This is a genomic window from Streptomyces dengpaensis (assembly GCF_002946835.1).
GTDB lineage: Bacteria > Actinomycetota > Actinomycetes > Streptomycetales > Streptomycetaceae > Streptomyces > Streptomyces dengpaensis.
In genome coordinates, this window is record NZ_CP026652.1 from 8298701 (window position 1) to 8324236 (window position 25536).

The 25536-nt window shown below is 68.6% G+C and carries 22 protein-coding genes and 1 pseudogene; 13 read left to right on the forward strand and 10 right to left on the reverse strand.

Annotation, left to right across the window (positions count from 1 at the left end):
* Positions 1–4: 4 nt before the first annotated feature.
* The 11 genes and pseudogenes from C4B68_RS42275 (at position 5) to C4B68_RS38800 (ending at position 8844) form a co-directional block, all read left to right on the forward strand.
* The gene (locus C4B68_RS42275) at positions 5–145 is read left to right on the forward strand and encodes a hypothetical protein (RefSeq protein WP_167459250.1); all 141 of its coding nucleotides are present in this window, start codon (positions 5–7) and stop codon (positions 143–145) included.
* Between the two features lie 410 nt (positions 146–555).
* Complete coding sequence (locus C4B68_RS44930; RefSeq protein ID WP_373682288.1) at positions 556–792, forward strand: MmyB family transcriptional regulator; 237 nt, start codon at positions 556–558, stop codon at positions 790–792.
* Between the two features lie 119 nt (positions 793–911).
* Positions 912–1571: a response regulator transcription factor gene (locus C4B68_RS38760; RefSeq protein ID WP_099506551.1), complete on the forward strand. Its 660-nt coding sequence runs from the start codon at positions 912–914 to the stop codon at positions 1569–1571.
* Between the two features lie 660 nt (positions 1572–2231).
* A complete protein-coding gene (locus C4B68_RS43885) occupies positions 2232–2381 on the forward strand; it encodes a hypothetical protein (RefSeq protein WP_180289402.1) in 150 nt (49 codons plus the stop codon).
* 5 nt (positions 2382–2386) lie between these two features.
* Positions 2387–2616, forward strand: a pseudogene (locus tag C4B68_RS43890) (HoxN/HupN/NixA family nickel/cobalt transporter); the annotation flags it as partial.
* 160 nt (positions 2617–2776) lie between these two features.
* Positions 2777–3544, forward strand: a complete 768-nt coding sequence (locus tag C4B68_RS38775; RefSeq protein ID WP_099506549.1) for a crotonase/enoyl-CoA hydratase family protein — start codon at positions 2777–2779, stop codon at positions 3542–3544.
* Between the two features lies 1 nt (position 3545).
* Complete coding sequence (locus C4B68_RS38780) at positions 3546–4292, forward strand: acetoacetate decarboxylase (RefSeq protein WP_099506548.1); 747 nt, start codon at positions 3546–3548, stop codon at positions 4290–4292.
* The gene (locus C4B68_RS38785; RefSeq protein ID WP_099506547.1) at positions 4289–5239 is read left to right on the forward strand and encodes a 3-hydroxyacyl-CoA dehydrogenase NAD-binding domain-containing protein; all 951 of its coding nucleotides are present in this window, start codon (positions 4289–4291) and stop codon (positions 5237–5239) included. The genes C4B68_RS38780 and C4B68_RS38785 overlap by 4 nt, the downstream gene beginning before the upstream one ends.
* A gap of 1 nt (position 5240) precedes the next feature.
* Positions 5241–6455, forward strand: a complete 1215-nt coding sequence (locus C4B68_RS38790) for an acyl-CoA dehydrogenase family protein (protein ID WP_099506546.1) — start codon at positions 5241–5243, stop codon at positions 6453–6455.
* Positions 6456–6460: 5 nt separating this feature from the next.
* Positions 6461–7699, forward strand: a complete 1239-nt coding sequence (locus C4B68_RS38795; protein ID WP_099506545.1) for a CaiB/BaiF CoA transferase family protein — start codon at positions 6461–6463, stop codon at positions 7697–7699.
* A 506-nt stretch (positions 7700–8205) separates the two neighbouring features.
* A complete protein-coding gene (locus tag C4B68_RS38800; RefSeq protein ID WP_167459252.1) occupies positions 8206–8844 on the forward strand; it encodes an isochorismatase family protein in 639 nt (212 codons plus the stop codon).
* 446 nt (positions 8845–9290) lie between these two features.
* On the opposite strand, the gene C4B68_RS38805 is transcribed toward C4B68_RS38800, so the two are convergent.
* On the reverse strand, positions 9291–12068 hold the full coding sequence (locus tag C4B68_RS38805; RefSeq protein ID WP_099506543.1) for an AAA family ATPase: 2778 nt from the start codon (positions 12066–12068) through the stop codon (positions 9291–9293).
* Positions 12069–12735: 667 nt separating this feature from the next.
* Positions 12736–13518, reverse strand: coding sequence for an SDR family NAD(P)-dependent oxidoreductase (locus C4B68_RS38810; protein WP_099506542.1), 783 nt, complete (start codon positions 13516–13518; stop codon positions 12736–12738).
* 354 nt (positions 13519–13872) lie between these two features.
* Between C4B68_RS38810 and C4B68_RS38815 the strand changes: the two genes are divergently transcribed.
* On the forward strand, positions 13873–14853 hold the full coding sequence (locus C4B68_RS38815; protein ID WP_240634620.1) for a LysR family transcriptional regulator: 981 nt from the start codon (positions 13873–13875) through the stop codon (positions 14851–14853).
* A gap of 42 nt (positions 14854–14895) precedes the next feature.
* Here the strand turns inward: C4B68_RS38815 and C4B68_RS38820 are convergent, their stop codons facing one another.
* Positions 14896–16335, reverse strand: a complete 1440-nt coding sequence (locus C4B68_RS38820) for a dihydrolipoyl dehydrogenase family protein (RefSeq protein WP_099506540.1) — start codon at positions 16333–16335, stop codon at positions 14896–14898.
* Between the two features lie 585 nt (positions 16336–16920).
* On the opposite strand from C4B68_RS38820, the gene C4B68_RS38825 reads away from it, so the two are divergent.
* Positions 16921–17283, forward strand: a complete 363-nt coding sequence (locus tag C4B68_RS38825; RefSeq protein ID WP_099506539.1) for an SDR family NAD(P)-dependent oxidoreductase — start codon at positions 16921–16923, stop codon at positions 17281–17283.
* Between the two features lie 1372 nt (positions 17284–18655).
* Here C4B68_RS38825 and C4B68_RS38835 read toward each other — a convergent pair.
* The 7 genes from C4B68_RS38835 to C4B68_RS38860 form a co-directional block, all read right to left on the reverse strand.
* Entirely contained in the window at positions 18656–19444 is a 789-nt protein-coding gene (locus C4B68_RS38835) for an SAM-dependent methyltransferase (RefSeq protein ID WP_099506537.1), read from the reverse strand.
* Entirely contained in the window at positions 19441–19839 is a 399-nt protein-coding gene (locus tag C4B68_RS41505; RefSeq protein ID WP_143674551.1) for a hypothetical protein, read from the reverse strand. Before C4B68_RS41505 ends, C4B68_RS38835 begins: the two co-directional genes overlap by 4 nt.
* Positions 19840–19965: 126 nt before the next feature.
* A complete protein-coding gene (locus C4B68_RS38840) occupies positions 19966–20859 on the reverse strand; it encodes a Gfo/Idh/MocA family protein (protein WP_099506536.1) in 894 nt (297 codons plus the stop codon).
* 33 nt (positions 20860–20892) lie between these two features.
* Complete coding sequence (locus C4B68_RS38845; protein ID WP_167459253.1) at positions 20893–22092, reverse strand: ROK family transcriptional regulator; 1200 nt, start codon at positions 22090–22092, stop codon at positions 20893–20895.
* Positions 22093–22111: 19 nt separating this feature from the next.
* Positions 22112–22978, reverse strand: a complete 867-nt coding sequence (locus C4B68_RS38850; RefSeq protein WP_373682287.1) for a carbohydrate ABC transporter permease — start codon at positions 22976–22978, stop codon at positions 22112–22114.
* Positions 22979–22992: 14 nt separating this feature from the next.
* Positions 22993–24012, reverse strand: coding sequence for a carbohydrate ABC transporter permease (locus tag C4B68_RS38855; protein WP_099506533.1), 1020 nt, complete (start codon positions 24010–24012; stop codon positions 22993–22995).
* A 31-nt stretch (positions 24013–24043) separates the two neighbouring features.
* Positions 24044–25450 carry an ABC transporter substrate-binding protein gene (locus C4B68_RS38860; protein WP_099506532.1) on the reverse strand — a complete coding sequence of 469 codons (1407 nt, stop codon included), beginning with the start codon at positions 25448–25450 and terminating at the stop codon, positions 24044–24046.
* Positions 25451–25536: the final 86 nt, after the last annotated feature.

Sequence of the window (25536 nt, forward strand, 5' to 3'; positions counted from 1 at the left end):
GGGAATGCAGAGCGCCGGGTCGGCGATGCTGTCCTTCACCGGCACGCTTGAGGTCTCGCAGGCTTTCGGACGCTGCTCGTCCACGGTGTCGGCCGTTCCCGGTATCGGCGAGCGCCGGCGGGTGTGGGAGGTCCTCGGTCATTAGTGTCGATGTGTGCATGGCGTTCTCCGGAATTGAAAGATCAAGATCTTGTCGGGCGGCGGAGCGGAAGGCCGCGTCGCGGTTTTATGTGCGACTCGAATCCGGATCGTCGGGTGGGGAAGATTTCGTACCGGTTTCCGGGGCGATCCCCATCGTGTTCCTGTCGGCGCCCAACAAGCTGTCGAGCGACCCCCACATTTCACTGCAGGCATGCCCGTCCGAGGACTGTGGGGAAAACCCACGGCTTGCCGCCCGACGTGGGTGCACGTGACAGGTAATTCACCTGCACAGCGTTAACTCGCTCGGCGAGTCCATACGCGCTCGCAGGGGCTGCGACGACACCTGCACAGCTCGACGGTGCGCCTCGACGGACGGCAGAGCTCCGCCGCGAAGAGGCCGCCGCGCCGGCCCGGATCAGCGAGGGGGATTACGCCCGCCTTGATGTCTTGGCGGCGAACCAGCTGGGCAATGCATTGTTTCCCGCGAACCAATGCGGCGCGACGTGTCTTTTCGACGCCGCGTCACGGAAGTTCTACGTAGACTGGGACGAGATCATGGAGAGCAGTGCCGCCGCTTTGCGCGCGTCAGCAGCTGGTGAACCTTTCAGGCGGAGCCGGGCTCCGCAAGTGAGGAGGCACTCGGACTCCTGATATTGGTCACCAACGGAGCCGCCCCTGTGTCGTGAGGGACCTGATGCGGTGGACCGCATTGCCCCAGGCCACGCCGAAGGCGTGCCCATCATCGCGTGGAACCTGTCAAAGGATGGGTCATGAAAGCTGCGATCCGCGCCGTCCTCGGTGAGGACCAACCGATCGTCCGGGAGGGTGTCACGATGATTCTCACCCGTGCCGGAATCAATGTCGTCTCCGCGGTCGACAACGCTGTCGACTTGGTGCAGGCCGCTGCGGAACACCGGCCCGACGTGGTGATCACAGACATCCAGATGCCTCCGGGTCTGGCGGACGACGGGCTGCGGGCTGCCCTGCAGATTCGAGCCGCCCATCCTGGGATGGGCGTCATCGTGCTGTCGCAGTACCTTGAAGCGAGCTACGCCCTCGATCTGGTCGGGGACAACCCGCGCGGTGTGGGGTACTTGCTGAAGGAGAAGGTCGCGAAGCCCGAGATCCTCAGTGACGCGGTGGAACGCGTGGCGAGTGGTGGTTCGGCCCTCGACTCGGACGTGATTGCCACCCTCGTGGGCCGTAAGCGCGCGGCTGACCCGCTCGATCAGCTGACGCCCAAGGAACGTGAGGTTCTTGCCCTCATGGCAGAGGGACACTCCAATGCAGGCATTGCGGCGAAGCTGGTCGTGACCGTTCCTGCGATCGAGCGTCACGTCACCGGCATTTTCCTCAAGCTGGGTCTGCAGCAGGCGGAGTCCTCGCAACACCGACGAGTGCTCGCGGTCCTGGAGTATCTCAAGAGCTAGTCTCCTTGTTTCGCTTCGGATAGCTGAGCTGGTCTGATCGCGGTGAAGCGGTGGTCCTGATTGATCGTGGCCGGGTGGGCATCGCTTGCCCGGCACGCGGGCCTTTCTTGGAAGTGAAGACGACGGCCGCCACAGGTGATGCGGGCGGCAGGCTGCAGCAGCAGGTAGCGGAGCCTCTTCGCTTCGGCGACGGCCAGTGCGCCCTCCAGCAGCAGAGAAGAACGTGCCGCGCACTTTCCATGCAGAGGGGCAGGACATTGTCTTCCCGGGGCCCGGGAGCGGTCACTGCGGAATTTCCGAATGGCGGATCTGTCGGCGATACCCGCCTGGGCCGCTGCCGGGCCACACGGCACTCTCAGGTGGGCTTCTCAGCGAACGGGTTAATGGCGGTGGCGCGGCCGATCTGGTCTGCGGGTACGTCCATGGGGTTAACCCCACATCGTCACTTGAGGGAACACCATGCGCTGGCTCGGGATTTCGGCCAATGGTGTTTGGAGGCCGCCTGACAGAATCCGCCGCGCGCTTTCGCGAGGATTGCATGCAAACAGGGCCGGAGCTCACACAGGGACGAAGAACCCTGGCGAAGGCGGAACCCGGATTTCAGTAATCGCCGCCCTCGCATGCCATCCGGATCAGTCACGCAAGAATGCGAATGCGAACATGCCCACCACATGGACTCCCCCATCGCCCGCCAAGACCCTCGGCTGGACATCACCGACCGTCTTCCGCGGCGAGCGCGGGACAGTCTTCGTCCTGCACATGTGCCACTCGCTCGCCGGCGAGGACATCCCCTCGGGGCTTCCACCCTGAGGGCCGGCACCCAGATGTTCGGCATCGGGATCGGCGTGACGGCGTAAAGCCTGGGCATGAGGCACGTCTTCGACGCCGGCCACATCGCGGCCATCGACAACACCACGCGCAAGCTGATGCATGAGGGCCAACGGCCACTGTCGGTGGGCTTCTGGTTGTCCTTGGGGCACTCCAGCATCGTCTTCGCGCCGGCCTCCTCCTTTCCCTGGGCCTACGCGCGCTGGGCACGCCGGTCTGCCTGCCGGCCGTCATCGCGAACAAAGTCTCCTCACTGACGATCGTCTACGTGCTCGTCGCCCTGCTGCACCGCTGCGGCACCGGGCTGTGCCGGCACATCGAGGTCCCGATGACCGACACGCTGCGATTTCCTGTACCTCCGCTGAGAGAAGCAAGCCATGAGCACCACTGACGTGCGCACCCATCGGGTGGGCACAACCCTGCTGATCACGATCGATCGACCACAGGCACGCAACTCCGTCAACGCCGCGGTCGCCGCCCTCCTTTCGAAGGCCCTGGACGAGCTGGAGGCCGACCCCGGGCTCCGGGCCGGCGTGCTGACCGGCGCCGATGGCACCTTCAGCGCCGGCATGGACCTCAAGGCCGCCCTGCGCGGCGAGTCCCCGAATATCCCGGGCCGCGGGTTCGGCGGCGTGACCGAGGTCGAGCGGACGAAGCCACTGATCGCCGCCGTGGAGGGCTTCGCCGTGGGCGGCGGATTCGAACTCGCCCTGGCCTGCGACCTCATCGTCGCCGCGGAGGACGCGCACTTCGGCCTGCCCGAAGTCACGCGCGGCCTGATCGCCGCGGGCGGCGGCGTGATCCGGCTGCCCAAGCGCATCCCCTACCACCTGGCGATGGAGTTCCTGCTGACCGGTGAGCCGGTGAGCGGCCGACGGGCGGGCGAGCTGGGCCTGGCCAACCGGGTCGTCCCCACCGGTCAAGCCGTGAACGAGTCCCTCCTGCGCGCCGAGCAGCTCGCGGCGAACGCACCGCTCGCGCTGGCCGCCGTGAAGACGGTGGTACGGGCCGCGGACGGAGTACCGGAGGCCGACGCGTTCGCGGTGCAGCGCACGGTGATGGACACGTTGATGGCCTCGGCCGACGTACGGGAGGGCATGACCGCCTTCGCCGAGCACCGTGCCCCGCAGTGGACGGGGAAGTGACATGAGAATCGAAGACGTACGACGCCATGCGACCACCCCGCTCACCCGCCCGGCGTTCGCACCCGTGGTCCCTTGGTTCACCGACCGCGAGTACCTCAACATCGTCTACCGCACCGACCCCGAGGCGCTGCGCGCCGTCGTCCCCGAGCCCCTGCGGATCGAGGAGCCGCTGGTCCGGTTCGAGATCATGAAGATGAACGACGTCACCGGGTTCGGCCCCTACACCGAGGGCGGCCAGGCGGTCCAGGTCAGCTTCGACGGGGAGCGGGGCGAGTACCTGCACGCGATGTACCTCGACAACTTCCCGGCGACCGCGGCCGGACGCGAGGTCAGCGCCTACCCGAAGGTCATCGGCGCACCGAAGCTGTACGTCGACCACGACGTACTGGTCGGCACCCTCGACTACGGCACGCTGCGGGTCGCCACCGCGACCATGGGCTACAAGCATTACGCACTCGATACGTGCGAGGCCGAAGCACAGATCACCGTGCCGACCTTCATGCTCAAGGCCATCCCGGGCTACGACGGCGCCCCGCGCGTGCTGGAGCTGGTCCGCACCGAGATCACCGACATCGTGGTCAAGGCCGCCTACTCCGGTCCGGCTCGGCTGCAGCTGTTCCAGCACGTCCTCGCCCCGCTGGCCGACCTGCCCGTCCTGGAGATTGTCTCCGCCAGCCACGTCCTCACCGACCTGACCCTCGCCCCGGTCAAGCCGGTCTTCGACTACCTCAAGGCAGCCACGCAATGACACACCCCTTCCGCACCGCCGCCGTGATCGGCGCGGGCACCATCGGACTGTCCTGGACAGCACTGTTCGCCGGCCACGGCCTGACCGTCCGTGTGAGCGACCCGCGCCCCGACCTCGCCGAGGCCATCGACTCCGCGCTGGCGGAGTTCACCCCGCACTTGGCCGCCCAGGGCGTGAACACCGACGGCCTCGCCGACCGGGTCCACCTCGCGGCCGACGTCACCGAAGCCGTCCGGGACGCGGACGTCGTCCAGGAGAACGGCCCCGAGCGCGTCGAGTTCAAGAAGGAGCTGTTCGCCCAGCTGGTCCGGGAGACCCCCGGACACGCACTGCTGCTGAGCTCGTCGTCGGCGATCCCGGCGACCGCGTTCACCACGGAACTCGAGGACGCCGGCCGCATCCTCATCGGACACCCCTTCAATCCGCCGCACCTGCTGCCGCTCGTCGAGGTCGTACCCGGCGAACGCACCACCGAGGAAGCCGTGCAGGCTGCCGTCGACTTCTACACCGCCGTCGGCCGCAGCCCCGTCGTCGAACGCCAGGAGATCCCCGGGTTCGTGGGCAACCGGCTCCAGAACGCGCTCAGCCGCCAGGCCGTCTATCTCGTCCAGCAGGGCGTGGTGACCCCCGAGGACCTGGACACCGTCGTGACCCACTCGCTCGGCATCCGCTGGGCGACGGTCGGTCCGTTCCTCGGCGCGCACCTGGGCGGCGGGCCCGGCGGCTACCGCCACATCACCGAGCACATCGGCAAGTCCATGCAGCAGCTGACCCTCGGTGAGCCCTCGCAGGACCCCGAGGACCGGGAGCGAGTCGTCCAAGCAGTGGAGAAGGCGTACGCCTCCACGCCGTACACGGACCTCGCCGAAGCCCGCGACCGCAGGCAACTCGCCGTCCTGTCCGCCCTGGAAGACAACCGCCCCAACCAGCACAACAAGGAGAACTGAGATGACCACCACCGCCACCCCGCTCACGCAGCTGGACGACCAGCTCGCCGCCGACTTCTACCTCTACGAGGCGCTGCTCTCGGACGAGGAGCGCAAGATACTGCTCAAGGCCCGCACCCTTATGGGGGATGAGGTCAAGCCGCTGGTCAACGATGCCTGGGGGAAGGGCGAGTTGCCCCAGGAGCTGATCGAGAAGTTCCGCGGCAGCGGACTGACCGCCCTGGCCTACGAGGGCTACGGCGAGCACCAGCCGGCCATCAGCCACCTGCTCAGCGGCATGCTCGCCATGGAGCTGGGCCGCACCGACGCCTCGTGCGCCACCTTCTTCGGCGTCCACAACGGGCTCGGCTTCTACTCCATCTACTACGGCGGCGACCAGGAGCAGCGCGACTGGTTCCTGCCCGCCATGGCCACGATGGACAAGATCGGCGCGTTCGCCCTGACCGAACCGCTCGGCGGCTCCGACGTCTCCGGCGGCATGCGCACCACCGCCAAGCACGAGGGCGACACCTGGGTCCTCAACGGCGCCAAGAAGTGGATCGGCAACGCCACCTTCGCCGACTACGTCGTCGTCTTCGCGCGGGACGTCGACGACAACAAGGTCAAGGCCTTCGTCGTCGAGAAGGGCACCCCCGGCTTCGAGCCGGTCAAGATCGAAGGCAAGATCGCGCTGCGGATCGTCCAGAACGCCGAGATCACCCTGACCGACGTACGCGTACCGGACGGGAACCGGCTGCAGAACATGAAGGGCTTCCGGGACGTCGCCGAGGTCCTGCGCCAGACGCGCAGCGGGGTCGCCTGGCAGGCCCTGGGCGTCATGATCGGCGCCTACGAACTCGCGCTCGACTACGCCAAGCAGCGCATCGCCTTCGGCCGTCCGATCGCCAAGTTCCAGCTGGTGCAGGACCTGCTGGTGAAGATCCTGGGCAACATCACCGCCTCCTGGGGCATGCTGGTGCAGCTCGCCCGGCTGCAGGACCAGGGCATCTTCCGCGACGAACAGTCCGCGCTGGCCAAGGAGTTCGTCGCGGCCAGGATGCGGGAATCCGTCGCCTGGAGCCGCGAGATCTTCGGCGGCAACGGCATCGTCCTCGAATACGACGTCGCCCGGTTCTTCGCCGACGCCGAAGCCCTCTACTCCTACGAGGGCACCCACCAGATGCAGACCCTCATCGTCGGCAAGTCGATCACCGGCCACAGCGCCTTCGTGGGGTGACAGCGATGACCACCGAAACCACCGAATCCGTCTTCACCGGCCTGAAGGTCCTCGACACGTCGAGCTACATCGCGGGACCGGCCGCAGCCACCGTGCTCTCCGACTTCGGAGCGGACGTCATCAAGATCGAGCCGCCGGGACACGGCGACCCCCAGCGACGGCTGAGCTTCGTGCCGCCCAGCCCCCGGGCACAGGCCAACTACGGCTGGCACCTCGCCAACCGCAACAAGCGCGGCATGGTGATCGACCTCAAGTCCCCGGCGACCACCGAGGTCCTCAAACGGCTCGTCGAGTGGGCCGACGTGGTGATCACCAACTTCCCGCACGGCACGCGCGAGAGGCTGCACCTCGGCTACGACGAGGTATCGAGCTGGAACCCGAAAGTCATCTACGCCGACCTCACCGGCTTCGGGGACGCCGGCCCCGACGCCCGCCAGCCGGGCTTCGACCTGACCGCCTACTGGTCGCGCAGCGGACTGCTGGCCTCCACCCGCGACGCGGGAGCGCCGCCGACGGTACCGGTCTGGGGCAGCGGCGACTACACGACGGCGATCGCCATCTACGCGGCGATCGCAACCGCCCTCTACCACCGCGAACGGACAGGACAAGGAGCCAATGTCGGAACGTCGCTGCTCGCCACGGGCGTGTGGGCCACAGGAACACTCGTGGCCGGCGCGCTCGCCGACGGCACACCGTTCGAGCTGCACGACCGCAACGCGCCGGTAAATGCGCTGACCAACCCCTACCAATCGGCGGACGGCCAATGGTTCATGCTGGCAACCTCACCCGTGAACTGGCCGGGACTGACGCGGGCCATCGGGCGCCCCGAACTGAGCGAGGATCCCCGATTCGCGGACATCGAGGGCCTGGTCAAGAACGCCGCCGCGGCGAGCGAACTGCTCGACGCCGAGTTCGCCTCGCGCCCCTTCACCCACTGGAAGGATGCCCTGGAGCGGGAACGCATCACCTACAGCCCCATCCAGACACCGGAAGAGGCCGCCAAGGACCCGCAACTGCGCGTGAACGACATCGTCGTGCCCCTGGAAGGAGTCGCCGGGCTGGACTACACCATCAACAGCCCGGTCAACCTCCGAGGGATACCGAAAGTCCCCGCCAAGCGGGCACCGGACCTGGGCGAGCACAACGACGAAATCCTCGCCGAACTGGGCTTCAGCCCCTCCGAGATCGCCGTGCTGCACGCCCAGGGGGCGATCCCCGGCACCACGGAAGCGGAAGGGGCGTGAGCACGGCATCCGAAGCGGCCGACAGGGTGCTCCACGAGCGGCGCGGCGGCGTACTGACGCACGCTCGACGTCCGCGGCCTGCTGCCGGGCCCGCTCCAGACGCTGCCCCTGCTGCTCACGGCGACGAGCACGCGCCGCATCCAGATCGGCCGCCTCGCCGTCGGGCCTCGTGCGGCCGGTAGCGGGAGCCAGCTGCCGGCAGGTGCCGTCACGATTGCGGCGCAACCTTCCTGCTGCCGGGGGATGAGCACGGCAACGCATGCCGGACGCCACTCCCGTGGACGAGTACGCAGCCCAGGGTGGCCGCTCTGTTCGCTCAGCACAAGCCGAGGTGGTCCGGCCTTTCATGGCCGGCCCGGATTCCCGCGATGTGTCCTTTGCTCGTCACCGCCGTCGAATGACCGTGCCGAACTCGTGTGTCGAACGACAGTCGCGCGACGGATATGGCGCACACGTCGCCGCAGCGAGACTCGCTGTCGAGAGCAAGCCACGTGAAAGGGAAAGAGATGGCTGAGAAGAACACGCCCATATGGGACGCGTCGGAGTGCGCGCTGGTGCTGATCGACTATCAGGACGGCGTGCTCGATCTGATCTTCGAGCAGGACCGAAGGGTCATCGAGCTCAATACCCGTTACCTGGCGAAGTTCGCAAAGGCCATCGGTATCCCGGTGGTACTCAGCACGGTCGGCGTCGAGATGGGCGTCAACACGCCCACCATCTCGACGCTCCGGGCGGAGCTGCCGGATGTCGAGGAGATCGACCGATCCCAGATGAATGCCTGGGAGGATGCCGGCTTCGTGGACGCGGTCAAGGCGACCGGCCGCAAGAAGCTGGTGATGGGGGGCCTCGTCACGTCGGTGTGTCTGGCCTACCCGGCGGTCGACGCGATGGCCGATGGCTACGAGGTCGCGATCGTCGCTGACGCGGTGGGTGACGCGACCAAGGAGATTCACGACACCGCGATGCTCAGGCTCGTCCAGGCGGGCGCTGTGCCGATGACGACGACCGCCATGATGGCCGAGTTTTTCCGGGACTGGAAGTCGCCCCTTGCCGAATTCGCCCGCGAACTGTGGGTGCCCTACAAGGAGGAGTGGGCGGCACTCAAGCGGGACCCGAAGTTCGTGGAGTTCAAGGGGCTGGTGTGACGGCAGGGCGGTCACCCGCCCTGCCGGCCGCTCGGCGTTGATGCCGTGACGGCGCACTCGACGGCCTGTTGACGCCGTGGGGACGGATGTCAGGACCGGGACCCTCTGGACCCGTACCGTCCCCGCGGCGCGCGGCGAGGCACCCGGACACCGTGCTGCACGTCCCGGCATCAGCACCGGGCCGATGCCGACACGGTCATACGACTGGAAGACGACTCCCAAGCCCACGAGATTCTCGAGGAAGCACTCGGTGCTCTTTGCGAGCTGGGAGTCGGAGCCTACGGCGAGACCGTCCACGCCCTGGCTGGGCGAGTACCCGATGTCATCTCCCAGGCCGCCGAGGAGACCGGTGGCCCCGGAACCGGGCCCGGACAGGGGACTTCGGCGACGTCGGTGAGCTCGGCAGGACCGGAGGCACCCAGACCGGACGTACCCAACGCGCTGGCTCATGCCGCGTCGTCCAGCGCGGTCAGCGCGTCGCGCAGCGCCGCCCGCGTGGTGATCCCGAGTTTCGGATACATCTTGTACAGGTGAGCGCCGACGGTCCGGTGCGAAAGGTAGAGCCGCTCCCCGATCTGCTTGTTGCTCAGGCCGGACGCCGCCAGGTGCGCGATCTCCAGTTCCTGCGGCGTCAGCAGGGACGGTGTGGTCTGGGGTCGGCTCGTCTGACCGGCCGCGCGCAGCTCCTTGCGGGCCCGCTCCGCCCACGGTGCGGCCCCCAGCCGGGAGAAGAGGTCCAAGGCAGCCGTCAGCGGCTCGCGGGCCGGGCCCTTGGCGCCGGTACGCCGCAGCCGCTCACCGAGGGCCAGACGGATCCGCGCCGCCTCGAAGACCCAGCGGTCCGCGCCCGGAACCGACAACGCGTGCTCGAAGTGCGCGATCGCCTCCTCGTCCGGAGCGCACAGGCCGGCAGCGCCCGAGACGAGCATCGCGTACCGGTCGGACAGTCGGGTGATCCCGAGCTCGTGCAGGGCCCGGACGTGCGCGGCGGCCTCCGTGTCGCGGCCGGTGCGCACGGCCGCCTCGACCAGGTCGTAGGCGCCCCACAGCGCGTGCGCCACGTACGGGGCCACACTCCCGGCCGGGGTGAGGGCGGTCGCGTGGCGGTAGGCGGCCTCGTAGTCGCCGCCGCCGAGGCAGACCAGGGTCCGTGCCTGGTGGGCGAAGGCCGCGGCCGTGCCGACGCCGCGGCGCGTCCCCCAGCGCACCATCCGTTCGGCCAGGGCGTCCCCCGCTTCCGTTTCCCCTCGTGCCCCGTGCAGCAGCACCTGGTTGTACTGGAAGTACCAGGCGAAGAAGGGATACCCGGTGTCGCACAACGCCGCTCCCTCGTCGGCCAGTTGCTGTGCTTCCTCCCATTCGCCGGTCAGGAAGTCGTCCATGCACAGGTGCACCAGAGCCCCGAGGTGCCGACGGACCTGTCCGCCGCCGTCACGGCCCAGACGGACCAACTCCCAGAGCCGGTCGCGCAGTTCGCCGACCCGGTCGAGATAGACCGTCGCGGTCGCGCCGCGAACCAGCACCGTCGGATCAGGTGTTCGACGCAGCACCTCACGGACCTCGTCGAGGCGGGACAGGGCCGCGACGCCAGTGCGCGCCGGGTCGGGGAACGTCCGTGCGGCCAGTGCCAGCACTGGCGGCGGGGCCGGTTTCAGCCGGCCCACCGTCTCGACGAACGGCGCCCACAGCTCCTCGCGACCGCTCCACCAACAGACCAACTGCAAGGTGTGCAGCGCGTCGACAAGAGCCCGGTCACCGACGTCGTAAACCGGTCCGGCCGCTTCGATCGCGCCGACCAGCAGCTGGTGCGCGGTGCCGAGGTCGGCTTCGGTGTTGACGAGGACGTACACCGCGGCGGCTGCCGCGTACAGGGCGGCGCCTCCGCCGGGATCGGCGTGCTGCGCCCGCCGCAGCAGTTCCGACGCGCCCGCGATGTCGCCGGTCGCCTCCGCGCTGAGGTAGGCCGCCTCGGCCAGCCGCCGGCTGCGGTCGCCGCCCGAAGGACTCAGATCGGCGGCCCGGGTCAGCGCGGTGACCGCGCCGGCCGCGTCACCGCGCCGCAGCGCCGAGTGCCCGGCGTCCTGGAGCAGCTGGGCCACCTGTTCGTCCGGCTTGATCGCCGCCTCGGCCAGGTGCCAGGCCTGGCGCTCCGGCCGGTCGGCCAGTGCGTCGGCCAGCGCCAGGTGCGCGGCACGGCGCTCGGCCAGGGTGGAGGCCGCCACGACCGCCGAGCGGATCAGCGGGTGACGGAACGTCAGGCGCCGGGCGGCGGTGTCCATCCGGACCAGGCGCCCACGCTCGGCGGTGGCGAGGTCCGCCAGGATGGCGGTGTCCTGCCCGGCGGCGTGGTGCAGGACTCCGAGATCGCCGGTGCTGTCCAGCGCGGCCAGCAACAGCAGCCGGCGTGCGGCCTCGGTGAGGACGGTGACGCGTGTGACGAACAGGGCACGCAGGCGTTCGCCCAGCGGCAGCACCGCCGGCAGTTCCTCCTGCGCGGTCTGCTGTGGTCCGGTAAGTTCTTCCGGCAGTTCCATCAGGGCCAGCGGATTGCCGCGAGCCTCGGCGACCACCCGTGCCCGGACCCGGGCGGCCAGCCCCGGGTAGCGGGCCGCGAGCAGCAGGTGCGCCGAGTCGTCGTCGAGCGGCGCCAGGTCGATCTCGTACAGGCCGCTGCGGTCGAACATGTTCTCCCCGCCGGTCCGGGAGGCTGCCAGGAAGCCGATCTGGCTGCCGGACAGACGGCGGGCGACGAGTTTGAGGACCACGGCGCTGGCCCGGTCCAGCCACGGCAGGTCGTCGACGATCAGGAGGAGCGGAGCCTCGGCCGCTGTCTGCCGCAGCAGGGTCAGGGTGGCATTGACCAGGAGAAGCTGGTCCGGAGCAGGACCGGTGCCGCAGCCGAGTGCGACCAGGAGTGCTTGGCGATACTCGGACGGTAGGTGCTCGACGTCGTCCAGCACCGGCATCAGGATCTGATGCAGTCCGGCGAACGAGATGTCCGCCTCGAACTCGACGCCGTCGGCGCGCAGTACCCGAGTGCCGGACGCCCTCACAGCCTCGGTGACCGCGTCGAGCAGTGTGGTCTTGCCGACGCCGGCCTCGCCGACCACGTGCAAGCCGCGGCCCCGGCTGGACTCGTCCTCGAAGAACGCGCACACCCACTGCACGTCCTGGATGCGGCCGACGATCTGCGACCGTCGGCTCCACGGTTCGCTCCCACTCATCGCTCTCGCCTCGCTTCCGTTGTTCGGCCCGGGGTGGGTTCTTCGCTGCTCATGAAGTGGAGGTCGGACGGTCGTGGACGAGCACGGCCATCCCGTCGCCCGGCAGGGCATTCGGGGACTGCCGCAGGGGCCGCACGTGCCGGGCGGAACCGAGCACGCAAAATTGCTACGTTAAGCAACTATTCAGTTTTGATCGTCTTCGCGTAGATGGTCCGACCGGCAGTGACCAGCGCCGCTGCCTGGTCGTGGGCCTGACGGACGGCGCAACTGCATTGACGCAGCCGTGATGAGGCCGCACTGGCGCCGGGTTCCTCGGGAACGGGCAGTAACCGCCTTCTTCGTTGAAGCGGCGGTGCCGAAGCCTGCTGCGAGGGAACGCCTGCCGTCCGACCGGCCACCGGGGCAGCGGGTCTGCCACCCCTGGGCCGGGGCGACTCACCATGGGCTCGGCGAGGGCACATGCGGAGAGTGTGCGCAGAGCGCAGGTCGCAACGTTCCGCAGGGCGGCGGCGAACTGCTTGAGATCCAGGCCGGACAAACGGTCGAGGAAGTGGCCGCGCATGGCAGCCAGATTCGCGCTGTGCTCCTGTGCGGTCGGCTGCGGGGCGCGGGGCGTGGTGGCGTCCCGCAGTCGGCTGGGTGTCCGGGAACGGGGAGTGGCGGCCGGTCAGCGGCGTCCGGCCCGGACGCCGCCGTCGACGTCCCAGATGGCGCCGGTGATCCAGCTGGCCTGGTCGGACAGGAGGAAAGCCACGGTGGGAGCGACGTCCTCGGGGGTTCCGATGCGGCCGAGAGGGTGGAGGTCGTTGAACGCCTCGAGCGCGGAGTCGATGTCGTCCTTGGGGATGAACGCCTCGTAGATCGGGGTGCGGACCACGGCGGGGGCGACGGCGTTGACCCGGATGCCGTGCGGTGCAAGTTCCAGGGCCAGGTGCTGGGTGAGGGAGTGCACGCCGGCCTTGGCCACCGAGTAAGCCGAGGAGGGTGTCGCTGCCATGGCCTGATGCACCAGCATGCCTCCAATGTTGACGACGGCTCCCTTGGTGCCGCGCGCGATCATGTTGCGGGCGACGGTCTGGGTCACGAAGTAGAAGGCCCGGGTGATGGCCTGGTAGCGGTCGTAGTCCTGTGGGGTGTGCTCCAGGAAGGACTTGGGCTCGAAGACGCCGGCGGCGTTGACGAGGAGGGTGGCGTCGGCGTGCTGTTCGGTGAGGGTGTCGCGCAGGCGGTCCACGGCGGCGCGGTCGAACAGGTCGGCGGCCAGGCCGACGGCGTTGCCGAATTCGGCCAGCTCGGCTGCAGCCTTGGCGGCGCTGGCCTGCGTCCGGCCGGTGACGACGGCACTGCCGCCGCCCTGAAGGACACGGCGGGCGACGGCCAGTCCCATACCGCTGGTGCCGCCGATGACGACGACCTTCTGCCCGGTGAAGTCGAGAGAGTTGCTGGACATGCGTGTGCTCCTGGATGCGTGTTCTGTGCGGGTTGCAGGGACCCGTATGGGCTCGCGTTTGGGTTGTATGTTGATAAAAGGGGATGTGCGGATATGAGCTACGCGCACGAGGGCGGGTACCCATCCTGAGCGCCAGAGATGTGCTCCTTGCTTGCTATTCGCGAGCAAAGCGTCAAAGGCGGCCGAGTCGCTTGCAACTCATGCAGAGGCTGGCTCGGGGCCTCGCGGTACTGGCCGGTCCCCGAATATCCGGGGAACGCCTCAGACTGTAGGGCGCTCCGCAAGGCTCCGGTAGAGGACCAGGGCGAATATGGATATAACGGACGACTATGCCGCAGAGGAGAGAGTCGAATCGTGAACATCGAGGCGTTGCGCTACGCCCAGGCCGTGTCCCGGACGAAGTCCTTCAGTTCCGCCGCGCGGGCTTACGGGGTGACCCAGCCGGCCCTGTCGAACGGTGTCGCCCGGCTGGAGGAGGAGCTCGGCGTCAAGCTCTTCGACCGCTCACCGCGCGGAGTCAAGCCCACGGCACACGGCGCACGGATTCTGCCGCTGATCGACCGCGTCCTCGACGACCTCGACACGCTTCTCGCCGAGACCCAGCGGCTGGCCCGTCCGGTCACCGAAGCGATCCGCATGGGCGTTTCACCCCTGATCGGGGCCGACCTGGTCGGACGGGCGTTCCAGGCTGCCCGTACCTTGGAGCGTCCACGCGACCTGGTCCTGCGGGAGGCGGACCTCGAGCCCCTGCGCAGCGAACTCCAGACAGGCCGCCTGGACATCGTCCTCGTCCCCGCCGTGTCCGGCATGCCCACGTTCCGGCACCGCGTCATCGCCCGCGAACCGGTGGTCGTGATCGACCCGGCCGCCTCCGGGGACGACGGCCCGGTCGAGCTCAAGGCCGTAGCGGACGCCGCCTACATCCTCGGGCCCAGCACCTGCGGCCTGACCACCTTCACCACCGAACTCTTCCACAGCCACGACCTGGCGCTGCGTACCTACCCCGGCGAAGCCGCCAGCTTCCGGGCGGTGGACGAGTGGGCAGCGATAGGCCTGGGCGCAGCACTCCTGCCCCGCTCCAAGGTCACACACGAGCACGCGAGCTGCCGCCCCCTTCTCCGGGCTGGGACACCCGTCGAGATCGCCTACGAGGCCGTCTGGGACTGCGACACCCCTCTTGGAGCCGACCTGGAGGAATTGGTCACGGCGCTTACCGTGGCCGGAGAGGCCCCACTGGTCGGACCCGACCCCGCACCCCGGGGGCGGGAGATGAGCGAAGGTCACGGACGCCAGACTCAGCCGTTGGGCAAGCAGCAGGGCCGCCACTCCGGCTGATCCATACGAAAACGACCTCCGGCTGTGCTGTGAACCGCTTGCCTACCCGCGATAGGTCTCCAGCAGCCGTAGCCAGACCTCGCTGATCGTCGGGAAGGCGGGGACGGCGTGCCAGAGTCGTTCGACCGGCGCCTCGGTGGTGACCGCGATGGTTGCCGAGTGCAGCAGTTCTGCGACGCCTGGGCCGACGAAGGTGACTCCGGCCACGGTGCCGCGGTCGGTGTCGACCAGCATACGAGCCTTGCCGCGGTACCCCTTCGCGTACTGGGCGGCGCCGTCGACGCGGCCGATGTCGTAGTCCACCACCTTGACCCGGCGCCCGGTGCGCTCCGCTTCCCGCGTGGTCAGGCCGACGGCGGCGACCTCGGGGTCGGTGAAAATCACCTGCGGTACGGCTTCGCTGTCGGCGGTTGCGACGTGTGGGCCCCATTTGCTGTCGTCCACCGGTTCGCCGTGGGCGCGGGCGCCGATTACGGCGCCGGCAATCCGGGCCTGGTACTTACCCTGGTGGGTCAGCAGGGCGCGGTGGTTGACGTCGCCGACCGCGTAGAGCCATCCGTCCGTGACGGCGCTGACCCGGAAGGTGTCGTCGACGGTCAGCCAGTCGCCGGGAGTGAGCCCGATGGTCTCCAGGCCGATGTCGCCGGTACGCGGGGCCCGGCCGGTCGCGAACAGAATCTCCTCGGCGGTCAGCTGCCCGCCGTCCGCCAAGGTGATGCGTGCCTCCCCGTCGGCTCCTCCCTCTCGTGTCACGGACGTGACGGAGGCTCCGAATCGCAGGTCAACGCCAGCTTCACGCAATGCGTCCGCGACCATCTCGCCGGCGAACGGCTCCATGCGGGCAATCAGCCCGCTGCCTCGGACCAGCATGGTCACCTGGGCGCCGAGCGCACGCCAGGCGGTGGCCATTTCGACGGCCACCACTCCGCCGCCGACCACGGCGAGACGACCGGGCACACGGTCGGCGCTGGTCGCCTCACGGTTGGTCCACGGACGAATGTCGTCCAAATGGGGGAGGTCCGGCATTGCCGGGCCAGTGCCAGTGCAGACAGCGACCGCGTGGCGGGCACTGAGCCGCACGGTCTCGCCGTCGGGGGTGGTCACCACGACCTGGCGGGGGCCGTCGAGGCGGCCGTGGCCGCGCATGAGGTCGACGGAGACCGACTCCAGCCAGGCGACGTGGTTGTCGTCCTGCCAGCGCCTGACGATGTCGTCGCGGTGTGCGAGGACGGCGGCCACATCGAGGGGTCGGTCCACCGCCCGTTTCAGTCCCGGCACGCGGAGGGCGTCGGCACGTGCCAGCGTCGGCCGCAGCAGCGCCTTGCTGGGCTCGCACGCCCAGTACGAACACTCGCCGCCGAGTAGCTCGCGCTCCACGATGACGGTACTGAGTCCCGCGGCATGGGTCCGTTCGGCCACGTTCTCGCCCACGGGGCCCGCGCCGATGACGACGACGTCGTAGGTGCGGTGAGTGTCGTTCACAGCTGTTTCCTGTGTCTTTCTCGGTTTCGCGGGCTTGGATTCTGAAGCGAGGGCGCGCGCGGGCGTCCAGGCCCACTTCCCCGCGGCCCGCGGTGCTCGGCCGTTCCGGCTGGCCTGGGGGACCGAAGGCTGTCAGCCCCGCCGGGAACTGCGGCTTCACCGGATGACTGCATTTCGATAGGGCAGACGAGCCTGAAGCGCCCAGCCATGCCGGCCGGTCGCTGAAGGTGACCGCATGGCGAACTCCGCGCGGGCGGTTTCGATGTCGGAGACCATTCACCTTCATAGATGCGGGTACCGCAACCCGATCTGCCCCAGTTGAGCAAGTGCCGGACTGCCACTTGATTCGCCACCCGTCAAGTAGGTGACGGTCATGTCTGCGCCGATTGGCCACGCCCAAAGAGGAGCTGAACGTGGCGAAGGTATAGCGCAACGCCTCGATGTTCACGGCTCCCTCCTCCTGGCTATAGCCACCCGCTATGCCCGCATTACTCATGATCCTCTACCGGAGCCGCGCGGAGCGATCTACGGTCCCTTCCGGCTTGCGATTCGCAAGCGGCTGAACACGCATCCAGGAGCACACGCATGTCCAGCAACACTCTCGACTTCACCGGGCAGAAGGTCGTCGTCATCGGCGGCACCAGCGGTATGGGACTGGCCGTCGCCCGCCGTGTCCTTCAGGGCGGCGGCAGTGCCGTCGTCACCGGCCGGACGCAGGCCAGCGCCGCCGAGGCTGCGGCCGAGCTGGCCGAATTCGGCAACGCCGTCGGCCTGGCCGCTGACCTGTTCGACTCCGCGCTCGAGGCGTTCAACGACCTCCACCCTCTCGGCCGCATCGGAACCCCCGAGGACGTCGCTCCCACCGTGGCTTTCCTCTCCTCCTGTCCGACCAGGCCGACTGGATCACCGCTGCAGCGGATCCTGCACAGGAGAGGTCAAGACTTGTGATCTGGACCTCTTCAGGGGACTTTCTTTAAACGGCTTGACCTCAGGCCTTCCGCAGTCGGATAACAATCCGTGATTTCCCAAGGGAGGGCCTACGGCGCGCCCCAAAGGGGTCGAGCCTACTATTATGAGGAACGGCAAGGCTTCGAGACCCAGAAAGGCAAGTCGTCATGCACTGCTTTGACTGCGTTCTCGAGAGTCGTGCTTCGACCGTCCCAGCAAGCCCGGCCGTCGCTGCAGCCGTTTGCGCTCGGTGCGGAGCCGGCATCTGTGGCAGGCATGCGCATGTCACTAGCGACCCGCTTCCCGGCCCGCCCATCTCCTCCACCCCGATGCCCGAAGCCAGACGACTGACGTGCGAACTCTGCTACGAAGCCGAGCGCGCTGCCGCCGGTCGTGCTTGAGCGATGTGTCGCAGTTCTTACCCACCATCCGCGATGCGGCTGCTCTATGACGTCGTGTTGCGTCCGACGGAATTACCGCCGCTCTGTGCTGCCTCTACGAGGGCTGGAGCTTACCCTGCGGGTTTTGGGAGTCGGGTCGGGGCCGGGAGGCCACGGAGCAATACAACAAAGAAGTCAGCGTTGTGCGAGCGCGATGCGCAGTGACGCGGCACATTGGCCGGTGAGTCGCACTGCTGCGGCTGCTCCCTCACCGTCGCCCGGCTTAAGTGATCATTGGGGGACAGGCTTTAGTTAGGCGGCGAATCCGGGACACAGTGCGCGCCCCGGCTTCGGGCAACCGCCTGGCCATAACGGAGAGCCGGGCGGGGAAGACCGGGGCTTTTACCGCCTCTGCTGGTCCCAGCAGCAGCTGAACCCAGCCTGTGTGATCGCCCGGCCCAGGGTGGCCTCGACGCCTGTCTGTATGCCGCTGAGCCGACTGCGGATTCGCCCGAAGGTGGCGCCCTGCAGCGAGGGGCTCATGCCTACCGATCGCGGCTGCGGAAGTCCCGCCAGCCCGCCATGTGGCGATCGGCACCGTGAGCCGCAGACGCTGTCCATGAGGGCGACTTCAAGCAGTCATGGATCTTCACACCACGGGTCCAGGTTAAGCCGACATCGTGGGGCCGTGTAGGTGTCACACCCAACTGTTGTGTGCCGGAGCCGTGGGCCAGGTTTTCGGCGACACGCGCCCCGGCAGCGGTCGACACTTGGCTGCGGTCCTTCCGTTGGGGCTACCACCCACGGTCTCGCCCGGGCACGCCCCGCAGGCGAGGCTCATCCCCGGGCCCGGTGGACAAGGCGCTGTCCCCGGCGAGCTGACCGGCCTGGCTGGTGAGGGGGGCCGGAAGGCCGTCCCCTGCACCCTGTGTGCCGGCGGAGCAGGGTTGCCGGCCACCGGGGGACGAGGTGGAGGAGCATGGTGACGGTTGTCAGGGGATGCGTGCCACTCCGGTGTAGATACCGCTGCCCTCGGGCGCGGGTGCGGGGGCCGTCTTGAACCACTCGGGGGCGGTGACCAGGCCTGGGTCGAGAAGGTCCAGGCCGTCGAAGAAGCGGGTGACTTCCGGGCGGGTGCGGAAGCCGAGGCGGATGCCGCCCTTGGCGTATTCGGCGGTGACCTGTTCCGCCAGTTCCGGGTAGAGGTCGGAGGCGGCGTGCGACAGCACGAGGTGACTGCCTGGCGGCAGAGTGGCGACCAGGCTGCGGACGATGCCGTGGGCGTCCTGCTCGTCCGTGATGAAGTGCATCAGTGCGATCAAGGACAGCGCGATCGGGCGGTTGAAGTCCAGTACGGCACGGGCGCGTTCGAGGATGGAGTCCGGCTGCCGTACATCGGCCTCGATGTAGTCCGTGACCCCTTCGGGATCGCTGATCAGCAGGGCTTCCGCATGCCGCAGCACGATCGGGTCGTTGTCGGTATAGACCACCTTCGCCGTCGGCGTGATCTGTTGGACGATCTGGTGCAGATTCGGCCGGGTGGGGATGCCGGTGCCGATGTCGAGGAACTGATCGGTGCCCTGTGCGGCGAGCCAGGCGGCCGCCCGGTGCATGAACTGACGGTTCTGCCGGGCCGCGTCACGTGCTTCGGGCGGTAGCTTCTCGCCCACTGCCTCGTCGACGGGGTAGTTGTCCTTGCCGCCCAGGAGCCAGTCATAGACCCTGGCGGGATGCGCCGTGTCCGTGGTGAAACGCAAGGGGCTGGGTATGTCGGGCGTCATGACGGGCTCCAGCGCGCGAGGCGGTCAGCGGTGTTTACGATCACCGTAGTCTGGCACAGCATCTCGCCTGCCCGTAACGGGAGTTGGCGGTTGCCGGTCCTGTGATCGCTTGTCACAACCGGCGCGGGCGGCTTCCGGCGAGCCCGGCCGGGCCAGAGGGAACGGGGATCGCGTGACGGCATTGCAGGAATCGACGCCGGGTTGATGCGCCGCAGGGTTCCCTTCTTGACGAGGCGGCGGCCGATCGCGTCGACGCCAGGGCGGGTGCGCCTGCCGCCTGCCGCGTCGAGGCCGAGGGCTGCCCGGGACTCACGAGCGCCGTTGGTCGGGTGGGTGAGAATGCCGAGGGAGGTGGCGAGCTGGTTGCCCAGGTCGGACAGCACGGAGAAGGCCAACTCGCAATGCCGCCAGGCTACTCAGCACCGGGGATCAGACACGGCTGGTCCGTGTTCTGGGGTCCGTCGCGTTGTCGGCCGGGCAGCAGACGCCGCGGCGGCCGCGCACGGGGGCGGGCCCTGCGTTCAGCTCGGTGTGGCCTGGTGGATGAGGGTCTGCAGGTACAGGCCGCGGTGGGCATCGAGTTCGGTGGGGGTGTGCGTGCGCAGGGCGGTGGCGAACTCGCGTCGCAGAATAGGCCAGCACTGCTCGTGGTCGATGCCGGCGGTGTCGTAGACGACGTTCGGCTGGGGGCCGAAGAGTTCGAGGCGGGTCAGGGCGCGCGGCACGTTGACCGAACCGGACAGTGATGCCTGGCTCACGGCGCCGTTGGCGTGCTCGCAGGTCATCTCGACCCATCGGCGCGGGTCGCCGGCGGTGCGGATGTGTGTGATCGGGCCGATCGCGGCGTCGAGGAGGTCGAGCAGGTGGGGGCCGAGGTCGAGGAGTGCGCCGTGTTCGAGGCGCCAGCCGGTGGCGAAGTCGCCGCCGAGGAACGCCCCATGGAGGTAGCAGGAGCGGGCGCCGAGCACGTCGAGGGTGCGGGCGGTGTCGAGGAAGGCGCGTGTGGTGGGGTGATAGCGCTTGGTGAGGACGAGTTGGGAGATGACGCCTGCCTCGGCGACGGCCTCGGCGACGCGCTGTGCCGAGGGCAGGTCGGGGCCGAGCGGCTTTTCCAGCAGAAGGGCCTTGCCCTTCTTGGCCGCGAGCGGTGCCAGGTCGGCCTGGACGGCGGGCGGGACGGCGAAGGCGACGGCTTCGCAGTGGTCGAGGAGTTCGTCGAAGCTTGCTGCGACATGGGCCCCGTAGGGGGTTGCTGTCTGCTGGGCGGCTTCGGGGCGGCGAGCCCAGACGGCGGCCAGCCGGGTTTCCGGGCCGGCGGCCAGCATGCGGGCGTGCATGGCCCGGGCCCAGGGGCCGGCGCCCACGAGGCCGACCTCGACGGGCCGGTGGGTCCAGGCGGTGGGTATCTCGGTCACGGGTTTCCTGTCTGCGTGCGGAGGCTTGCGCCGTCAGAGCGCGAGGCGATTGAGGCGGGCGTCGGCGCGGGCCGGGCAGTAGAGGCACTCCACGACCATGGTCGTGGCGCCGATCAGGCCGGCATGGTCGCCGAGGCGTGAAGTGACGATCTGCAGGTTGGCGGTGGTGCGGGGCATGGCGCGCTGATAGAGCAGCTCGCGCACGCCGGTCATGAACGGGACGCCGGAGAGTTCCCCGGCCAGCATCAGAACGCCGGGGTTGAGGAGGGTGACGACGGTGACGAGGACCTCGCCGATGCGTCGGCCGGCCTCCCGGGCCAGGCGAATGGCGTCGGGGTGGCCCTCGGTGAGCAGACGTTTGACATCGGATCCCGAGGTGATGTCGCCGCCGAGGCTGGAGAGTTCCTTGGCCAGTGCCCGGCCGCTGGCGACAGCGGCCAGGCAGCCGTGGGAGCCGCACATGCACAGCGCGTCCGGCCGGTCGTGGAGGCGGATGTGGCCGATGTCGCCGGCGCCCCCGTCGATGCCGCGGTAGACGCTGTTGCCGATGACGACTCCCGCGCCGATGCCGGTGGAGACCTTGACCAGGACGAAGGCTGAGCAGGACCGGTGGTTGGCCTGGTGCTCGGCCAGTGCCATGAGGTTGGCGTCGTTGTCGACGAAGACGGGCACAGGCCCGTCCTCCATGCTGGGCCCCACGTGATCGGCGTAGGCCTTCTGGAGGCGTTCGCGGATGGGGTATTGGTCCCAGCCGGGCATGATGGGGGGTTCGACGACCCTGCCGGTCTCCCAGTCGACCGGGCCGGGCACCGACAGCCCGACGCCGCAGATGTGGGTGGCGTCCACACCGGCGGCGTCGATCAGGTCCGGGAACCACGAGGCCAGTTGGTCCAGCACCCACTCCGGGCCCTCGTTGATGTGGAGGGGTCCGGTGTGCTCGGCGAGGATCGTGCCGGCCAGGTCCAGGACGGCGATGCGGGCGTGCCTGGTCTCCAGGTCGACGGCGATGACCGAGGCGTGAGTGGGGTCGAAGGCGATGTGGTGGGAGGGACGTCCGCCGGTGGAGTTGCCGGTGCTGTGCCGCAGCCACCCGGCGCGGTTGAGGAGGTCCAGGCGCTGTCCGACGGTGGAGCGGGACAGGCCCGTGGCGCGTTGCAGGTCAGTTCGGGTGTTGGCGCGGCCGCTGCGGATCAGTTGCAGCAGCTCTCCCGCGCTGACCTGGTTCGGCGTCATCGAAGGTTCCCTCACGGTGTCAGCTCTTGTCGGCGCCGCTGGTCAGGCCCTCGGTGAGCAGGCGCTCGGCGGCGAAGAACAGAAGTACCACGGGGATCGTCAGCACCACTGATCCCGCCATGAGGACGGTCTTGGAGACCTCGATGCCGTTGGAGAGCTGGGCCAGCCCGAGGGGGACGGTCCACTTGCCGGGCTCGGCGGCCAGGAAGAGCAGGGCGAACAGGAACTCGTTCCAGGCGATCATGAAGATGTACAGGCCGGTCGCCATGAGGGAGGGCAGGGCGAGCGGCAGGATCACCTTCCGGACGGTCTGCATCCGGCTGGCGCCGTCGAGTGCGGCCGCCTCCTCGATGGAGTAGGGAATGGTGACCAGGTAGTTGCGGAGCATGTAGATCGACACCGGCACGGTCTGGGCGACGTAGACGATGGCGAGTCCGACCAGGCTGGAGGACAGCCCCAGTTTGGCGAAGACGACGAACAGGGGGACGGCCAGCAGCGTCGCCGGGAACATGTAGACGGCCAGGAAGAGCGCGCTGACCTGGCGGTGGCCGAAGAACTTCAGCCGGCTCACGGCGTAGGCGCCGGGCACGGCGGCCAGCATGGTCAGTGCGACCGTACCGAGCGAGACAAGTGCGGAGTTGAGCAGGAACTTCAAGAAGCCCTGGCCGCCGTCGTCGGTGGAGCGCAGCACGTCCCGGTACGTGGACAGGGTGAAGTCCTTGGCCGAGATCCACAGGGATCCGGGGTCGAGCAGCAGGGCGTCGATGGGCTTCAGCGACAGCAACAGCATGTAGTAGAAGGGCACCACGGTGATCACCGCGAGGAACGCGATGACGATCCAGCGCAGGACTCCGAAGAGTCCGTCCTCGAATCGGGCCCGGGTCAGGGGGGCCTTGCGGGTCACGATTCCTCCTTCACCTTGTTGCCGAAGAACTTGAAGTAGAGGCCCAGCAGGATCATGAGCACGACGGCCAGGACGAGCGCCTGGGCAGCCGCGGCACCCACGTCGTAGCGGGCTGTGAGGAAGTCGTAGACCCGGACGGCGGCCACGTCGGTGCCCGCGCCACCACCGGTCAGCAGGTAGACGTCGTCGAACTTGTTGAAGGTCAGGATGAACCGCAGCACGCACAACAGGGCGATGACCGGCATGAGCTGGGGCAGCAGGATGTGGCGGAAGCGCTGGGTGGGGGTGGCGCCGTCCACCAGGGCCGCCTCCTCCAGGCCGTCGGGGACCGCCTGCAGCCGGGCGAGGATGAACAGGAAGGCGAAGGGGAAGTAGCGCCAGCACTCGAAGGCGATGACGGTCAGCAGCGCCAGGGGGATGTCGAAGTGCAGGCCGAGCAGGTGGACTTCGTACTCGCGGGTGGAGAGGAAGGCGATGGGGTCGTCCCAGCCGAACAGGCGCCGGCCCCAGTCGTTGACCACGCCGTACTGAGGGCTGAGCGCGACCTCCCAGACGAAGGCCACGGCCACGACGGGGGCGACATACGGCAGCAGCATCGCGGCGCGCAGCAGACCGCGGCCGCGGAAGGGCTTGCGCAGCGCGAGCGCGGCGATGAGTCCGAGGGTGACGGAGCCGATCGTGGCACCCGCGGTGTAGATGAGGGTGGTGGTCAGGCTGGACCAGAAGCCGGCGGAGTCGAAGACCTCGGCGAAGTTGTCCAGGGACCAGTTGCCGAAGAGGCCCATGCCCTGGATGTCGACGAGCTTGGCGTCCTGGAACGCGAGCAGCACGGTCCACAGGATGGGCAGGATGACCACCACGAGGACCACGAGGAAGGTGGGTGAGACGAACGCGAGCCCCGCGCGGTTCTCGCGACGGCTGGCGGTCATCGGGCGGCGGCCCGGGGGAGCGGGCCGGTCGGCCGGCCCGGGGCTGGTGTCCCGGCGCTGCGGCGCGCCGGCTGGAGCTGTAGTCATGAGGGGACCTTCGTGACGTGCAGGCGGGCGGCTACTGCAGGGACTTCTTGAGGGCGGCGACCTCGTCGCCGGCTTCGCGTGCCGCCTCCGAGGGGGAGGTCTGGCCGGTGGTCATGGCGCCGATGGCCTTGGGCACGGGCAGTTCACCGTTGGTGGCGCCGACGAGCGCGCCTTCGCCCTGGGTGATGCCCCAGCGACGCATGTTGCTGACGCCGTCGGCGAGTTGGTTGAGCAGGCTCGCGGGGAAGACCTGGTCGAAGGGCTTCTTGGTGTCGACGCCGATCTCGCTGTGCCGCCACGCGTTGATGTAGCGCTCGGGCTGTGTGGCCGTGCCCTGCCGGACGGGGATCTTGCCCTCGGGCGCCATGCCGAACCAGGACTCGTAACCGGTGCCCATCATGTACTCGATGAACTCGCGGGAGGCGGCGGTCTCGGCGGTCTTCGTGGTCACCCAGGAGGTGATCTCGCCGAACTGCGCCGCCTCGCTGGCGTCCGGACCCTTCATCGCGGTGACGATGCCGCTGTTGGACGCGAGGTACTCCGGGTCCTTGCGGCACTCGGGGCAGCTGGGCAGGGCGTCCTTGCGCAGACCGGCGAGTTCGTCGAGCAGGAACGACGACCAGATGATCATCGAGGACTGGCCCGCGAAGTAGGTGGCCCGGGTGGAGTCCACGGTCTGGGTGCCCGGGGCGCCGTAGGTGCGGGCGAGCTCGTCGTAGGTCTTGAAGGCGGTCTCGCACTGCGGGGATTCGAGGGCGACCTCGTGGCTGGTGTCGACCAGCTGGCAGTCGTTGGCCAGGGCCAGGCTCTCGAAGCTCTGCGAGGTGAAGACGTCACCGGGGTCGGTGGCGGCCGATATGCCGTCGTGGCCCTTGGTGGTGAGCGCCTTGGCGGCGCCCAGGGCCCGATCGTAGGTGTCGGGGGCCGCCAGCTGCTTCTGGTCGAACTGGTCCTTGCGGTAGACCAGCAGCTGGAGCCAGGCGTCGGAGGGCACTCCGAGGCTGGTTTTCCCGTCGGAGGTCAGGTCCAGGGCGTTGGCGTTGAAGGTGCCGCTCCCCAGCTCGCTGATGATCTCCTTCGGGATGCTCGTGTTGAGCAGGCCGTTGGTGTACATCTGCCAGACCTGGCCCATCGGGGCCGCGCCGATGACGTCCGGCAGCGTGCCGGAGGCCGCCGCCGACATGATCAGCTGAGGCATCTGTCCCTCGTCGACCCCGACGAGACGGACCTTGACCCCCGTCTCCTTCTCGAACCCGTCGATGATCTTCTGTTGGGCCGCGACGCGGTCCGGCAGGTTCTCCTGGGACCAGACCGTGATCTCACGGTCCGGCTTTCCGGGCCCGGTGCTGCCGCTGGAGCAGCCCGACAGCAGCCCGATCCCCAGGGCTGCTGTGATGCCCACCGCGATCGTCGTCGATCGCCGGCTCTTGGTGCGCATTGCATGTCCTCGTTCCGACTTACGTCTACTGAGCACGCATCACAGCATCAGTTTTGCTTATTGACAAGACATAAGTTGGAGTTATT